General features: G+C 36.6%; 15 protein-coding genes, 1 rRNA gene and 1 other RNA gene. 1 reads left to right on the plus strand and 16 read right to left on the minus strand.

The window, feature by feature from the left end:
• From C1A05_RS00005 to tadA, 8 genes are all read right to left on the minus strand, one after another.
• Nucleotides 1-228, minus strand: a 16S ribosomal RNA gene (locus tag C1A05_RS00005); the annotation flags it as partial.
• Between the two features lie 357 nt (nt 229-585).
• A complete protein-coding gene (locus tag C1A05_RS00010; RefSeq protein WP_102026129.1) occupies nt 586-852 on the minus strand; it encodes a pro-sigmaK processing inhibitor BofA family protein in 267 nt (88 codons plus the stop codon).
• A 64-nt stretch (nt 853-916) separates the two neighbouring features.
• Nucleotides 917-1132 carry a YaaL family protein gene (locus C1A05_RS00015; protein WP_234998227.1) on the minus strand — a complete coding sequence of 72 codons (216 nt, stop codon included), beginning with the start codon at nt 1130-1132 and terminating at the stop codon, nt 917-919.
• Nucleotides 1133-1142: 10 nt separating this feature from the next.
• Nucleotides 1143-1739 (minus strand): recombination mediator RecR, encoded by a 597-nt coding sequence (recR, locus tag C1A05_RS00020; protein WP_102026131.1) that lies wholly within the window; start codon nt 1737-1739, stop codon nt 1143-1145.
• A gap of 13 nt (nt 1740-1752) precedes the next feature.
• On the minus strand, nt 1753-2073 hold the full coding sequence (locus C1A05_RS00025; protein ID WP_102026132.1) for a YbaB/EbfC family nucleoid-associated protein: 321 nt from the start codon (nt 2071-2073) through the stop codon (nt 1753-1755).
• A 12-nt stretch (nt 2074-2085) separates the two neighbouring features.
• Entirely contained in the window at nt 2086-3777 is a 1692-nt protein-coding gene (dnaX, locus tag C1A05_RS00030) for a DNA polymerase III subunit gamma/tau (protein ID WP_102026133.1), read from the minus strand.
• Between the two features lie 169 nt (nt 3778-3946).
• Nucleotides 3947-4212: signal recognition particle sRNA large type (gene ffs / locus C1A05_RS00035), an RNA gene on the minus strand.
• Between the two features lie 122 nt (nt 4213-4334).
• Nucleotides 4335-4799: a tRNA adenosine(34) deaminase TadA gene (gene tadA, locus C1A05_RS00040; protein ID WP_102026691.1), complete on the minus strand. Its 465-nt coding sequence runs from the start codon at nt 4797-4799 to the stop codon at nt 4335-4337.
• 142 nt (nt 4800-4941) lie between these two features.
• On the opposite strand from tadA, the gene C1A05_RS00045 reads away from it, so the two are divergent.
• A complete protein-coding gene (locus C1A05_RS00045; protein ID WP_102026134.1) occupies nt 4942-6225 on the plus strand; it encodes a glycosyl hydrolase family 18 protein in 1284 nt (427 codons plus the stop codon).
• Between the two features lie 38 nt (nt 6226-6263).
• On the opposite strand, the gene C1A05_RS00050 is transcribed toward C1A05_RS00045, so the two are convergent.
• The 8 genes from C1A05_RS00050 to C1A05_RS00085 all read right to left on the minus strand — a co-directional run bounded on the left by C1A05_RS00050 (nt 6264) and on the right by C1A05_RS00085 (nt 15519).
• Nucleotides 6264-7031, minus strand: coding sequence for a DUF3891 family protein (locus tag C1A05_RS00050; RefSeq protein WP_102026135.1), 768 nt, complete (start codon nt 7029-7031; stop codon nt 6264-6266).
• A gap of 12 nt (nt 7032-7043) precedes the next feature.
• Nucleotides 7044-8336 (minus strand): purine/pyrimidine permease, encoded by a 1293-nt coding sequence (locus C1A05_RS00055; RefSeq protein ID WP_102026136.1) that lies wholly within the window; start codon nt 8334-8336, stop codon nt 7044-7046.
• A 110-nt stretch (nt 8337-8446) separates the two neighbouring features.
• Nucleotides 8447-10165 (minus strand): acetate--CoA ligase, encoded by a 1719-nt coding sequence (acsA, locus tag C1A05_RS00060; RefSeq protein WP_102026137.1) that lies wholly within the window; start codon nt 10163-10165, stop codon nt 8447-8449.
• Between the two features lie 312 nt (nt 10166-10477).
• Nucleotides 10478-10966: a hypothetical protein gene (locus C1A05_RS18135; RefSeq protein WP_200816452.1), complete on the minus strand. Its 489-nt coding sequence runs from the start codon at nt 10964-10966 to the stop codon at nt 10478-10480.
• Between the two features lie 61 nt (nt 10967-11027).
• Entirely contained in the window at nt 11028-12125 is a 1098-nt protein-coding gene (locus tag C1A05_RS00070) for a Ger(x)C family spore germination protein (protein WP_102026138.1), read from the minus strand.
• Nucleotides 12118-13209 (minus strand): GerAB/ArcD/ProY family transporter, encoded by a 1092-nt coding sequence (locus C1A05_RS00075; RefSeq protein ID WP_306373244.1) that lies wholly within the window; start codon nt 13207-13209, stop codon nt 12118-12120. The genes C1A05_RS00070 and C1A05_RS00075 overlap by 8 nt, the downstream gene beginning before the upstream one ends.
• A 15-nt stretch (nt 13210-13224) precedes the next feature.
• Nucleotides 13225-14580, minus strand: coding sequence for a spore germination protein (locus C1A05_RS00080; protein ID WP_102026140.1), 1356 nt, complete (start codon nt 14578-14580; stop codon nt 13225-13227).
• Between the two features lie 117 nt (nt 14581-14697).
• Entirely contained in the window at nt 14698-15519 is an 822-nt protein-coding gene (locus C1A05_RS00085) for an HAD family hydrolase (protein ID WP_102026141.1), read from the minus strand.
• Between the last annotated feature and the right edge of the window lie 131 nt (nt 15520-15650).

The following is a 15650-nucleotide window of genomic DNA, read 5'->3' on the forward strand; positions in this document are numbered from 1 at the left end:
GTCTTTCATCTTTCGGACATGCATCCAAAAGTATTATCCGGTATTAGCTCCGGTTTCCCGAAGTTATCCCAGTCTTACAGGCAGGTTGCCCACGTGTTACTCACCCGTCCGCCGCTCGTTCCACAAGTGTCACCCCCAAAGGGGATCCACTTGCTTCCCGCGCTCGACTTGCATGTATTAGGCACGCCGCCAGCGTTCGTCCTGAGCCAGGATCAAACTCTCCAATAGATTGTTTGATTAAAGCTCATAAATAGTAAATGGTAATGTAAATTACCGAATTGACGTACTGGTTGTTTTGTTCAGTTTTCAAGGTTCAAATGTTAGTTGCGTTTATCAGCAACTTTTATATTATATCAAACTATCATTTTCTAGTCAATAACTTTTTTAAAGTTATTTTTAACTATCTAGTTCGAAACAACATTAACTACTATAACACGATTGTTCAGTATGATTCAAGTGCTTTTTTGTTTCCCCTTACCACTTATTAGCGGCGGATTTATAATATATCACGATAACAATAATCTATCAATGACCAATTGTTTCCATTTAAAAAGATGATATTGGGCTGTTTCCGACAGCCCAATTTTATGGTAGCAAAAACATATGAATAGCAAACAATGATGTTACACCAGAAACACCTAAAAAACCAGAAATAACAGTTGTAAATAAATTAATTGGAATATGAAGACCAAAATTTGCACCAAACACATTCAGAAAAAAAAGAATTAACGCACCAATTAATATCTTCACAACACCTTGAGAAAGGATACGTAATGTTTGAACAGGGATGCCTTTTAAAAGTATAAGCACAATTGCAACAACTATCATTCCTATAATTATATAGGGACTCAATGGTTCAACTCCCCTTTCGCTTGTCCTACTATATATAGTATGTAGACGAAAGGAAAATAGAACTTTAAAGCTTACCTTTTAAATTTCTACTCCTGGCCTCTCTTAATAGAAAGAAATATTTACTTTTAGAAACCGCCTGGTCATACAAACTACTTTCACTAGGCTCTAAACTATTTTTCATTAGTTCATTTATATGATTCCAATTTGTTTGATATTGACGAATTTTATTTAATATTTCTTCGTCTACTTCTCTTTTTTTAATCTTCCTTTTCCCAAACAATTTAATCCCCTCACAATTCTCGTCTTCCTTCAAGTGCTTTTGAAAGTGTGACCTCATCAGCGTATTCTAGATCTCCGCCCACAGGAAGTCCGTGGGCTATTCTTGTTGTTTTAATACCAGCCGGTTTTACTAACCTAGAAATATACATTGCTGTTGCTTCACCCTCAATGTTTGGGTTTGTTGCAAGAATAAGCTCCTTCACATTATCGTCTTTTAGCCGATTCAATAAAGAAGGAACATTAATATCTTCTGGTCCAATACCATCCATCGGTGAAATAGCCCCATGTAATACATGATATTTTCCTCTATAGTCCTTCATTTTCTCCATTGCTATTACATCTTTCGGATCTTGAACCACACATATCGTCGTTTCATCTCTCGCTTCATCCTGACAAATAGAGCAAGGATCCATATCTGTTATATGACCACAAACGGAACAATGAGTTAGCTCTCTTTTAGCATTTACTAAAGCTTTTGCAAAATCCAATACATCTTCTTCCTTCATATTTAAAACAAAAAAAGCCAGGCGAACAGCCGTTTTTGGCCCAATTCCCGGCAATTTTGTAAAGCTGTCAACTAGCTTTGATATTGGTTCAGGATAATACATCAAACCTATCCCCCTAGAATCCTGGGATATTCAATCCTTTTGTGAATTGTCCCATTGTATTGTTCGTTTCATCATCAATTTGCTTCAATACTTCATTGGTTGCAGCTAAAATTAAATCTTGTAGCATTTCTACATCATCCGGATCAACTGCTTCTTCTTTAATTTCAACATCCACGATTTCCTTCTTACCATTCGCAACTACTTTTACCATACCGCCACCAGAAGTAGCTTCAAACGTTTTTTCATGAAGTGCATCTTGTGCCTCCATCATTTTCTTTTGCATTTTTTGCATTTGTTTCATCATATTATTCATATTACCCATTCCACCACGCATGTTAATTCCTCCTTAATTATCTTCAATTTCTAATAATTCATCGCCAACTAATTTTCTTGCCTCTGCAATTAACGGGTCTTCCTCAACCTCTTCAGGATTTTCCGTTTCTTCCTTAAGGCGTTGTTTTTGAACGTATTCTTCCCTTAACTCATTCCAACTTTCCTCTGGTATTGGAATAATGGAAATGGACTTCCCAAGAAAATTAGCTAGTTCGGTTTCAATTTCCACTTGATTTTCTAACATTAGCGAGCAATGAATCTCATATTTAAAGGATAACACAAGAGCTTCCTCTGATGCTGCCTTTGGCTCACTATTTATTAATTTGGCGTGAGCAGGTGGACTACTTTGTTTTAAGGAATCCATGAATCGTGCCCACTGTTTTTGAATGTTTTTCAGTTCCTGCTTAGAAGCATTATCTAACACATGACGAATTCTTTCAAACGGAACTTTATATCTTCTTCCACCACCAGAAGGTCTTCTTTGACGCTTCGCTTCTTCCTGTTTACGTTCTACTGGTTGATTTGACTGGTTTTCTTGTAGTTGGTGTAATTGCTTTTCTAGTTTTGAAATTTTCTCCATAAATTGTGGAGAAATATCGTTGCCTTTTGATTCTTCTATTTTTACTTCTGCAATATTTAACATTGCTATTTCAATAAACACTTTCGGACTATTTGTCCATCTCATTTGTTGCTGACATTCATTTAACTCTTGTATCGCTTGCTGAATCCAACTAGTCGTTAAAGCTTCGGCCAAATTACGAAATCTTTCGTCTGGAATGGCTCTTTCTAACAAGTCATCCATATCATTGGCACTTTGGTATAGCAAAAGGTCTCTTAAATAGTAAATTAAATCGTAAATGAGGCGACCTGTATCTTTTCCGGCTTCTAAAAATTCATCAATTAATCGAAATACATGCTTTACATCTTGCTCATACAAAGCCTCGATAACATCTCCTAGTTTTCTTTGTGAAACCGATCCAGTAACAGCTAGCACATCCTCTAATGCTACTGTATCTCCTTCACTATAGGAAACAGCTTGATCTAAAAGACTAAGCGCATCTCGCATTCCACCTTCAGCAGCTAGAGCTACTGTCTGCAATGCTTCTTCTTCAACGTGAACGTTCTCCTCAAGCATTATATGCTTAAGTCGCTCTGTAATTGCACTTTGAGATATTCGTTTAAAGTCAAAACGTTGACATCTTGAGATTATCGTTAGCGGAATCTTATGTGGTTCGGTAGTTGCTAAAATAAAAATAACATGTTGCGGAGGCTCCTCTAACGTTTTTAACAACGCATTAAATGCACCAGTTGAGAGCATGTGTACCTCATCAACAATGTAAACCTTATACTTGATTGCGCTAGGTGCATACTTCACTTTATCACGGATGTCCCGAATATCATCTACACCATTATTGGATGCAGCATCGATTTCAATCACATCTGATATAGAACCATCTTGTATTCCTAGGCAAGAAGGACATTCATTACATGGTTCTTTAACCGGAGAACGTTCACAGTTCACAGCTTTCGCAAAAATCTTAGCCGCACTTGTCTTACCAGTCCCTCTTGGACCAGAAAAAAGATAGGCGTGGGAAAATTTTTGGTTGTATATAGCGTTTTGCAGTGTTCTTGTAATATGTGACTGTCCTACTACATCTTGAAATGTTCTTGGACGCCAAACTCGATACAATGCCTGATAACTCATATCCACGTTCTCCTTTAGAATTTCTACTATATATTATAACCGATTACAGAACCCGATTACAAAAACAATCTATTAATAGAATGTAAAACATAATTTTTCCACGGAATATAAAAAAACTCACCTATTAATAAGGTGAGTTTTCATTTATATATGTTTATTTTATGTAACGCCGTGCACCCATCTTCGATAAGACAGTCCTAAGCGTTACTTAAGTTCATGGCTCGACCCAGGCAACCCCACGGCACATAGGAGTGACCGCTTACTGCTGCTTCCTTCCGGATCTGACAGGGTTCACGGGTTCCCATTGCGTGGGACCCAGGTGTCAACACCAATCCCTTAAGGCAGACCTTAAGACCGCCCTACCTCGGACGGGAATTCAACCTCGCTATAGCGGATTGCGAGTACAGGGCACCGCTACCTCCCCGTCTAGCACGGCTAATCTGATAACATTTTTAATAGCACAACTCGAAGTGTGCATAAATAAGTATATCTACTTTCACCTAAAAATGCAATGATTTATAGTGTGCAAGTTTTACCAGTTCTTATTCTTGTTACGTTTATTTCGACTTCTTACGTGCTCTTAATTTCTGAAAAAAAGAAGTCAGCATTGCACCACATTCCTCTGCTAAAACATTAGGTATTACATTGGCAACATGGTTAAATCGATTATCCTGGAGTAAATTTACAATAGATCCACAACAGCCTGCTTTCGGATCATATGCCCCAAAAACAACTGTAGGAATTCTAGATTGTAGTATGGCCCCGGCACACATTGGACATGGCTCAAGCGTAACATATAAGGTGCATTCGTCTAAACGCCAGCTACCTAGCACTTTATTTGCTTCCTCTATTGCTAAAAATTCAGCATGAGCTTTTGCTTGTTGGGTGGATTCCCGAAGGTTATGTCCTTTGGCTATTATCTCTCCATCCTTTACAACAACTGCTCCAATAGGAACTTCATGAAGTGCTTCTGCTATCCTTGCTTCCTTTATAGCTTTCCGCATGAAATACTCATGATTCATATACATCACTCATTCCAACTCTTATTATACAGCCTTTATCATAACGAAAAAAAGTAAAGTTGTCATGCTTGGCTATGTAGCATACTTCCATTTCAAACCCATAAATATGTAAGAGAGTCTAAATTAGAAAGGGTGTTTTCTATTGGTTATTTATGTAGTTAAAAGAGGTGAATCCTTATACGATATTTCTCAAAGGTTTCAAACAACAATGCAAGCTATCATTCGTGTAAATGAACTTGATCAACCAGAAAGGCTCGTTGTAGGTCAGGCTCTAGTTACCCCTACTACTCAATATCGTGTTCAACCAGGAGAGTCCTTATATGTAATTGGTCAGAAATTTGATATACCGTATCAGCAGCTAGCGGAAGCGAACCAACTCCCTCTAAATACTCCACTACAAATCGGTCAAGTACTTACCCTACCACAAGAACCAAAAGTAACGAAATCTTTTAATGCGTATGTAGAGCCTTATGGTGATACCGTTAGTCCAACGTTAGAACAAGCTGCACGATCAAAATCGCCATACTTAACGTACTTAGCACCATTTAGTTACCGAATTAATCGAGATGGTACTTTGGTTGCTCCTCCGCTAAACAATTTTGCTGAAATAGCAGCAAATAATCGGACCGCTTTAATGATGGTTTTAACCAATTTAGAGGAGGGGGCATTTAGTGCCGAGTTAGGAAGAATTATTGTAACTGATGAGGCATTTCAAGATCGGTTTTTAGCAAACATTATTGAAACCGCTAATAATGTGGGCTTCCAGGATATCCACTTTGATTTTGAATTTTTGCCTGAAGATGTTAGGGAGAACTACAATAATTTTTTACGTAAAGCAAAGGAAAGATTGTCAAATGCAGGGTTAATGCTATCTACCGCTTTAGCACCTAAAACCTCAGGAGAACAAACTGGGGCTTGGTACACGGCACATGATTACGCTGCACATGGAGAAATTGTAGATTTTGTTGTGCTAATGACTTACGAATGGGGGTATAGTGGTGGACCAGCTATGGCAGTTTCACCTATTGGACCAGTACGAGAGGTTGTTGAATATGCTCTCTCTGTAATGCCATCGGAAAAGATATTCCTTGGTCAGAACACATATGGCTATGATTGGACATTACCCTATGAACCTGGCGGCGAGTACGCAAAAGCATTAAGTCCAAAAGCTGCAGTTCAGCTAGCTCGAGACCAAAATGTAGAAATTCAATACGACGAAGAAGCACAAGCACCATTTTTCACTTACTATGATAATGAAGGAAAGCAACATGAAGTATGGTTTGAAGATGCAAGGTCGATACAAGCGAAATTTGATTTAGTAAAGGAACTAAATTTAAGGGGGATTAGCTATTGGAAACTCGGGTTAGCTTTTCCTCAAAATTGGGCGTTGTTAGACAACCAATTTAATGTATTAAAAATACGCTAACAAAACAAAGGAGACCTTTTCAGTGGAGAAAGGCCTCCTTATTTTTCATTACCAATAATCACAACTCGAGTTTGTACCCTTTCCTTTTGAAAGGCTGCTTGCAATCCATCCTTTTCTATATGCTCCTTATCTAATTGCTTATAAGGGAGTGCCACCTGAAATTCTGAATGGAATGGGAAAGGCTCCACACAAATTCGTTTGTCGTTTAACCACTTTGCATTCAATCCTTCATTCGCAAACTCAAACCTCTGTCGAAACCCATTTTTAAACCAAGGATGCTCTTCTTCCTTCAATACTCCCGGTTCATTTAAACAAAGATATAGAGATAAATCATCACAAAACTGAAGTAAGTCTAGATGATAGGAAATAGTCTGTTCATCTAAATATGTCTGCAGCTTGTCTTTGATTTTATTCCTTCTGTCTATTTCCTGGGAAATGAATCGAACAATGGATGAATTTGCCGAATCTTCTTTGAAAAAGGACGTATAATGTAAACTACACAGAAGTCCCGCATATTCAGATTGTTGTTGTACATACGTGATACCGTTCGTATACGCTTCTATCTTATCTACCAATGGATAGTCAATAAAAGAATATGGTTGATTTTTTTCGCAATTCCAAAGCGGGAGCTGATCGATTTGCAGCCATGCATAATCATGATTTGCAATAGCAAATTCTACATCAAAACGAATCTGTTCGTTATGTAAAATGGACCCTCTTAACTGCTTAGCCATTTCCCCGGAAATCAAGCCATGTTGATGTTGCTGAAAAAGGATAAAGGATGTATCCTGATTGATCACAATCATTACATCACCACCTTATATCATCGTTTTCTCCTTCCAAAATTGCTCGAACAAAATAACGAGAATCGTTCCAACAAGCAATCCATTGCTTACTACATTTTGAACAATACTTGGCAGACCTACAAATGCACCTTGTGGCATAAACATAAGTCCAATTCCAATTAAATAAGAAACTCCCAAAATAGTTAATCTCCGATGACTTAACTCGTCACTTGCAATGTTTTTCAATCCAATTCCCATTAATTGAACAAACGTTGCCAGTAACGCCGCATTTGCTACCGATGCTGGAATCATAGAAATAAATGCAACGATTGGTGGAAATAGTGCAATCCCAGCTAATAGGATGGATGCATATAAAAATGGACGTTTTGATTTTTGACCTGTTAACTCGATAAATCCGGAAGTTGAAGCTAAAGTGACAACAGAAATACTAGAAAAAATAGCAGATAATCCTTGATTTAGCCCTAAAACAGTACTTCCTCGATTCATTTGTTCATATTGAAATGCTGGATTGCCTTTTATTGCATAGCTGGTAGCACCTAATGATGCAACTAAATTAGAAAGTAAAATAACAGCTGTAAAAATGGCTATTGGTAGTGTCCCAATATCCCATTTTGGTATTCCCCAGGCGAATATCTCTGGCATTTTCACCATTGGAAGGGAAGATTGAATTGAACCACTTCCGTTTACTATCCAATCGATCATCCACCCGAAACCAATGCCTAAAATAACAGCATAGTTTTTCAAGGGACCTTTCCAAAAGATTGATAGTCCTAATACAAAGAAAAAGACGAAAAGAGATATCGATACATCACGAATATTCGCTGTTCCATTTTCATCTACACCGAACATACCTTGCAAAAACGTCCCACTTAACTGAATGGTCAATAAAAAAAGAAAAGAACCCGTAACAAGGGGAGTAAAGACTTTAATAATTTTTTGCGATAATCGGAAGACACCAATAAGTATTAATAACAGTCCAGTAAGAATCATTGCTGTCTCTAAAACCTGTAATGTCTCCGGCAAACTACCTCCATGCTGTACGGTTGTTAGTGCATATACAGTAAATATGCTAATCCAAATTCCCGCAGGTCCATCAACAATTGGCATTCGATGGCCAATTAGCGCTTGTAAAAAACAAGCAATACCTACAACAAAAAAGGTGCGTTGCATTAATCCTGATATATCACTTATGGACATTTGATAGATGGAGCCAATAACAATTGGCAATGCCACAGAACTTGCTAACAAAAAAACAAACCACTGCAGTGTTTCTAATGTTGTTTTTTGGAATTTGCTTAAGTTCACAATAATCCTTCCCTTTATCTACTTAGTCTTGGTTTATTATAAACAAGTACTAAATAGAAAACTAGGAAATCCATTAGACTTCCTAGTTTTAGGTATACGTTATTTTGTGTTTATTCCTCTAAAGTAGATGTATCTCCTGTTGGCAGACCTAATTCCCAAGACTTTAATAAACGTCGCATAATTTTACCGCTTCGTGTTTTTGGAATCGTATCACGAACTTCAATTTCCCTTGGAGCAGCATGAGCACTTAAGCCTGTTTTTACAAACTGTCGAATATCAGCCAAAAGTTCATCCGATTCTTCATAGCCCTCATTCAGTGTAATAAACGCTTTAATGATTTCGCCACGCTCTGGATCTGGCTTGCCAATTACACCCGCTTCACTTACAGCAGGATGCTCAATTAATTTACTTTCCACTTCAAATGGTCCAACTCTTTCGCCTGATGTATTAATCACATCATCAAGACGTCCTTGGAACCAGAAATAGCCATCTTCATCCATATAAGCACTATCTCCAGACACATACCAATCCTTAATGAAGTAACTCTCATATTTCTCTTTACGCTTCCATATTTGTCTCATCATAGATGGCCAACCTTTTTTAATAGCTAAGTTCCCCATCTGTCTTGGCGGAAGAATGTTGCCTTCGTTATCTACAATAGCAGCCTCCACTCCTGGAATCGGTTTACCCATAGATCCTGGCTTAATATCCATTGTAGGGTAGTTGGAGATCAATTGCGCCCCTGTTTCGGTCATCCACCAGTTATCATGGATACGTTTTCCAAGTACATCTACTCCCCAATAAATAACCTCAGGATTAAGTGGCTCTCCTACACTTAATACATGTCTTAAGGAGCTTAAGTCATATTTATCCACTACCTCTTTACCTGCACTCATCAATTTACGAAAAGCAGTTGGAGCAGAATACCAAACAGTAACCTTATGTTTTTCAATCGTTTCATACCAATCATCCGGCGTAAAACGACCACCCCGAATAACATTAGTCACACCATTCAACCAAGGTGCAAATATTCCATAACTCGTACCAGTTACCCAGCCTGGATCTGCGGTGCACCAGTAAATATCATCTTCTTGTAAATCAAGTACATATTTCCCCGTAATGTACTGTTGAATCATGGCATTGTGTACATGGTATACCCCTTTTGGTTTACCTGTGGAGCCAGAAGTATAATGAAGAATCATACCATCCTCTAAATCGACCCATTCGATATCAAAGGATTCGGAAGCCTCTTCCATCTCTTTATGGAAATCAACATATTTATCCTCTTGATAATCTGTTGTATCCCCAACCAAAACAATTTTCTTTAAATGCGGAAGCTTCTCTTGTGGCACTCGATATAATAGGTCAGGCGTTGTTACAAGAATGCTTGCTTCACTATCTTCTAAACGATCGCCAACTGCTTGCTCCATAAATGCCTCAAATAAAGGACCAGCAATTGCTGCTTTCTTCAATATTCCAAGGAAACTTATGTAAAACTCGGGGCTTCTATGCATAAATAGAAAGACTCGATCCCCTTTTTTTACTCCATATTTATCTAATACATTCGCAAACTTGTTACTCTTTCTACTTAATTCATGAAAGGTAAGCTTCTCTTCTCTCTCAGGTGCTGAATAGAATAAAGCGACTTGGTTCTTTTTCGTTGGATTTTGCGCATGGCGGTCGATTGCCTCATACGCAATATTAACTTTCCCAGTATCATACCAACTAAAGTGTTTCTTAACCTCTTCCCAATCAAAGCCCTTGTACGTTTTTTCATAGTCTTTAAGGTTGTGATTACCACTTTCTGCAAGTATCGGTTTCATATTCATCATCCCTCACCCCTTATTTGTAATCGGTTTCAATTTACAAAATATAGTTGTTTATTAAAAACCTATGCAACGTCTACTAAATTTATTTAATTTTTTAAATATTTAGTGACCTATATATATTTTAGCGGATATTTCCAAGTAATTAAAGGGAGAAATTTTAATCAAACCATTTTGTCCATAAATCCAAACGTTCGATAAACCTCAAAACTCTATTTGTAAAGAATTGGTCGATTCGTAAGTCTATTCATTCCTACTTACTCAAACGCAAAAAGGAAGATACTATTATTAGTACCTTCCTTTTAGAGAATCTATTTAATAACGATGATTAACATTCGGTCCAACATTTCCATTAGATGTTTCGGCATTTTTATTAGTTGTCTCATTAGGATTATTTGTATTCATTTCAGCTTGTTCCATACTATTTTGTTGTTCAGGTTGTTTTTCTAAGTTTACGATATTCTCTTGGATTCTCCTATTTCTTCTATTGGTATATTCCGTTTGGGCAAACTTACCACCAAATACAATCACAACTGCATATAAAGCATATTTAATTCCAGTCATCATTACTTCAAAGTTAAACGCCATCTCTTCCAAGGCTGCTAGACCTACACCTAGAAGGACCGCAATTACTGGAAGATACCTTTTACTTATTTTCGTGGCTCGACGAATGGCATACAATAGAAAAGCGAGTGCAACATATGCTGAAAATTGCATGTTCATTAAGTTGGACAGCACTTCTACCATAAGAACACCTCCATTGATAGCACCAATGAACATTTCATTACGTAATATCTTATTCACATGGAGATGCTCCCGTTTTTACTATTACAAAAAATAAGTCTATTGCAGCAGAATTGAAATATTACTCTACTACCCCTGTCCCTTTAATCGTTGCCTTCACATCAATTTTAAAGGATACATTTGGATATAACGCATCCCATTGTTTTATTTTTTCTTCTTCACTCCCTTTTTGAATGGAGCGATAATGAACACCAAAACCAAATGGATCTAAATTGTTTTCTTGTAGCTTCAAAAGTAACTGTTTCGCGCTTTTTTGTACAGTTTCTTCAGCTAATTTCTTGTACTTTTCCATCTTACTTTTATTAAATTCAAATGTAGATTCTTCTACAAGGGAAGAAAAGTTTATTGTAAATGTTATTACTGGTTGATCCCGATTCATAAAAGTATAGGAACTATCGACCTGGTCCATGGTTAACACAAAATAATTTGTTTCATCCGTTTCCACCACCATGTTAAATTTGTCATATCCTTTATTTAGGATATTGAACATTTTTGTTTCTTCCTCATTTAACTCCAATAGTATTTTTTCTTTACTGGAGATCATTAATTTGGCAATCGATAACCCACCTGTATCATTTGGTTCAATCACTGGTAAGTAAGCATCAATCCCACGCTCCTTTAAATCCCGACGGAAATTAAACAAATAGGATGTTGTCACATAGGCAGATTCCGTACCAGTTTCACCAAAGAATAGAAAGAGAGAGTTAGAAGGAAGCCGCTCAATTTTTGGTGTTACATCTAAAATGGTTTTAGCATCCGGTTTGCCTACGCCTACATAAGCAATTTGTTGTATGTCTCGTCTTCTCGTAAACCAATCCATCACCTTACTTAAATCCCTTTTCATAATGTCACTTCCGAGAACAATCATTTTCATATGACCGAAGTCTAATTCATTACTAATTCTTCCTTTCATGATATTAACCGCTTCTCCGATTGTTTGACTTTCCTCCGTAAGTAAAATATATTTTTCACTTTCCTTTCTTGATTCTGCCTCCGGAATGGCGACCTTTAAAATGATTTCATAGCCATCTTCCATGTTGGAAGCTTCATCTATTCCCATGCTCACAACAAAAGCCCTTTTATCAATATCCTTAAAGCCACAGCTTGAAAGAAGAAGAAGGCAAAACAGTACATAAAAGACCTTCCTACCTTTACCCATGCTTCTTCCTCCTATCAGCCCATACTAAAACTACGATGGAAATAACCCCCATAGGTAATAAAAACGTAAAATAGATTTTTGCTAATTCAAATACCTGTTCCTGTGAAATAAAAAAGTAGCTTATCGTCGTAAACAACGAAAAAACAATCATAATGAAGATAGGAAAGATGGAAACATTCCTCCATTTTGTTTGTGGTAATATGTACCGAATGGTTTCAATCCCGACATGACTACTAATGGTAGCGCTGATGATCGATACTCCTACATAGAGTAGTAAGAAAATAAACAACACCCGTTCAATAAAACCCAACTCCATTCGAATGGCATCAGCAGTCGAAAACCATGGATATACATATTCCTCAATTCCATCAAAGCCATGGTAGCCAATCGGAACTAATAAAGAGGTTAATAAATTCACAATACCTACCGCTGCAACAATAAAGACAAGCAATATAGGAATTTTCTTTTTCTTTAAATCGATAACCTTGTTGTAAATAGAATAATAATAAAATCCTAAAAAAGAGTAAGTGGTAGCACCTATTGTTTCTAATTTAGGAAGCTCAAATCCATGTCTAAATACAATTTTTATCGCATCCCAGCTTATATGCTGATTAATGGTAGATTTTAGAAAAATGGCACCGATAAAAGGAATACAAAACAATAAAATAATCTCCAACGCATACAATGTTTTTTCCGATTTTAGTAATGCTCCAAAACAGATAACCGATAAAAAGATAATCCCAATGACAAAAGGAGATAAGTCTGGATTCACAAAGCGTTTGGTTATATCAATAAAGACAACAAGTATTAACCAAGAGCTAATGAAGAATATGAGGCTGATGATCATAATATAAAGAACAGCAATCCACTTCGGAATATACTCCTTTACTATTTCTGCATGGGTTTTTTTCGGAAATTTCAACAGAATATTCATATAAAAGTAAAAAAACAGTGAGCTTAATAAAGCACCAATAAATATGGATAAAATAGCCCCATTATTACGCGCATCAATCATAATTCTCGGAACAAGCGCTACAACATTAGCTAACATATTAAGAATAATAAGATAGTAAAAATATCTAATCGCTCATCCCTCCATTTAACTCACCTTCGATGGCCGTTTACTCTCGGAAAAGAATAGCTTCAAATATGGATAGCCATGACTTTCTAAATTGACGAGATAAAAAATTAGTCCAATAGTGGAAATAACCAAACCAATTAATCCAAATAGGGTAGTAAATAGTAATAGAAAATATTTGACAACCCGCATCGAAAAACTCATTTCGTTAATTGGAATAATAAAGTTTGAGATTGCGACCGAAGCGACAATGATAATCATAATATTTGAAACGAGTCCTGCTTCAGTCGTAGCTTGTCCTAATATCAAACCACCTACAGTTGTAGCAGTAGGTCCAATTGTTTTCGGTAATCGGATCGATGCTTCTACTAGCATTTCCATCATAATTAACATGAAAATTACCTCTAAATAGGATGGGAAAGGAACTGGAATACGAGAGCTAGCAATAGAGAAAGCGAGTTGAATTCGTAGTATTTCTGGATTATAGGAAATAATTCCAACATAAAAGGATGGTAGAAACAAACTAATTAGTAAGCCGATGTAACGCAACAAAACGAGAAACTTCCCAACAAAATAAGGCTGATAGAAATCTTCCATTGACGTCATAAAATCATAAAAAACAGCTGGGGTTATGAGGACAAATGGTGTACCTTCCATCATCACAATTACTTTACCTAAAGAAAGGTTATACGCAATTCTGTCTGGTCTTTCTGTCACCATAAGTGTAGGAAATAACCGCCTTTTCCTTGAGGTAAGGGCACGATGCAACTCTCCTGCCGATTGGACGATAGAACGGTCTACTTTATTTAACTGCTCTTTTACTTTTTTCAATACCTTCGTATCTACTTGTTCGCTATCATATAGAAGAACGACTTCTATATTTGATTTATCCCCAACAAGATAGTTATTTTCCACCGTCAATGACGGTACATGATAACGATGGCGAATCAAATTTAAATTTACGTTTATATTTTCGCTTAAACCCTTTTGGGGTCCCATTATCGTCGTTTCGACATTCGCATCTAATACACTGTTATTTTCCTGATGATTCAAGCCGATAAGATGTACTGTTTGATCAATTAGAAATACAACCGAACCATGCAGAATATCTTTTATCGTCTCTCTTTCGTTTTTGTATTCCTTATAATCCCCTAAGCTTTGCAAATACTTTGTATATTGCTCCTTCTTTTCCACTTCAAAAAAGGGTTTGACAAACATGTCATGAATCTTGCTCGTATCGATAACAGAATTTATATAAATCATCTTAAGCTGGTAGTTTCCATTATCTAGGTTTTGAAATGTTGCATCTTTTGAACCTTTAAAGTTTTTCTCAAGTAGAGGCTTCAATTGATCTACGTTGTTACTTTTACCAAACACCTATTAACGACCTCTCTTTCGGATGCGGATGCAATACGTCGTTTACTCCTTCAGTTTTTGCGAAAAGCCTAAGGTTATTCTTCCTCATAAGAAAAACCTTTAAAGCTTTTAAACACTTTAAAGGTTACGACTCTCCTCATTACCTATTACTTTTTTCTGTATTAAATGATCCACCATATCCGCGACACTTCGAACTACGTAAGTTGCATGATTTTGAACGCGCTCCTCCGCATGACTCATACAATAACTATATGGTGTTAAGGCAAACATAGAAATATCATTATATGAATCTCCAATACATGCGATTTCATTGGGTTCTATATGTAAATTTTCAATTAGCTGCTGAAGACTTGTTCCTTTGCTAATGTTTTTCGGCATTATGTCTAGACAATGAGGATCGGAAATAAACGTATCCACTTTATCCCTATACTGTCCCCGTACTTTCTGTTCTAGGTCCTTTAAATAACCTGTTGCACCACCTACAGTTATTTTAGATATATGTAAATCTAAAATCCGCTTCTTTATATTTGAATCTACCGTAAGAGGAAAGAATAATTGCTCATTGATTTTATTCATATGATTAGAATGATGGTGTGTAATTCCTTTATCTTCTACAAACACAGTAATTAATGAATTTTCATCTTTAGGTAAATATGTATAAACTTCCAGCGCTAATGAAGAAGGAAAAACATTCGCAACGAGTCTTTCCTCATTATCCATATAAACAAATGCACCATTTTGACTGATGCGATGTCCATTTACACCGAGCTCCGCTAATACCTCTTTAATCTCTACATCCATTCGGCCACTAGCAACAGAAAATTGTAAATCCTTGTTCTTCAATAAAACTGTTTGTATCGCACGCTTATCCCGATTATCTATCGTTATACCACTCGAAAATAACGTTCCATCTAAATCAGAAACAATCAATTTAATCATATGTGTACATCCTCCCAGTTAAGCTTTAGATTACTTTTTACTTTTATTAGTTAATTATAAGAAATTGGGAAACTTAAAAAAAGAACAGAAGCAAATCCTTTAAAAGAACTTAACATTATGGGGGGTTTTAC

The organism is Salirhabdus sp. Marseille-P4669, from assembly GCF_900240405.1.
Lineage (GTDB): Bacteria > Bacillota > Bacilli > Bacillales > Alkalibacillaceae > OEQK01.

Coding starts and splice junctions, on each gene's coding strand:
- recR (WP_102026131.1), bottom strand. CDS start 1,739: ATGTATTATCCTGAACCAATATCAAAGCTAGTTGACAGCTTTACAAAA.
- C1A05_RS00025 (WP_102026132.1), bottom strand. CDS start 2,073: ATGCGTGGTGGAATGGGTAATATGAATAATATGATGAAACAAATGCAA.
- dnaX (WP_102026133.1), bottom strand. CDS start 3,777: ATGAGTTATCAGGCATTGTATCGAGTTTGGCGTCCAAGAACATTTCAA.
- tadA (WP_102026691.1), bottom strand. CDS start 4,799: ATGAATCATGAGTATTTCATGCGGAAAGCTATAAAGGAAGCAAGGATA.
- C1A05_RS00050 (WP_102026135.1), bottom strand. CDS start 7,031: ATGATTGTGATCAATCAGGATACATCCTTTATCCTTTTTCAGCAACAT.
- acsA (WP_102026137.1), bottom strand. CDS start 10,165: ATGAATATGAAACCGATACTTGCAGAAAGTGGTAATCACAACCTTAAA.
- C1A05_RS00070 (WP_102026138.1), bottom strand. CDS start 12,125: ATGGGTAAAGGTAGGAAGGTCTTTTATGTACTGTTTTGCCTTCTTCTT.
- C1A05_RS00085 (WP_102026141.1), bottom strand. CDS start 15,519: ATGATTAAATTGATTGTTTCTGATTTAGATGGAACGTTATTTTCGAGT.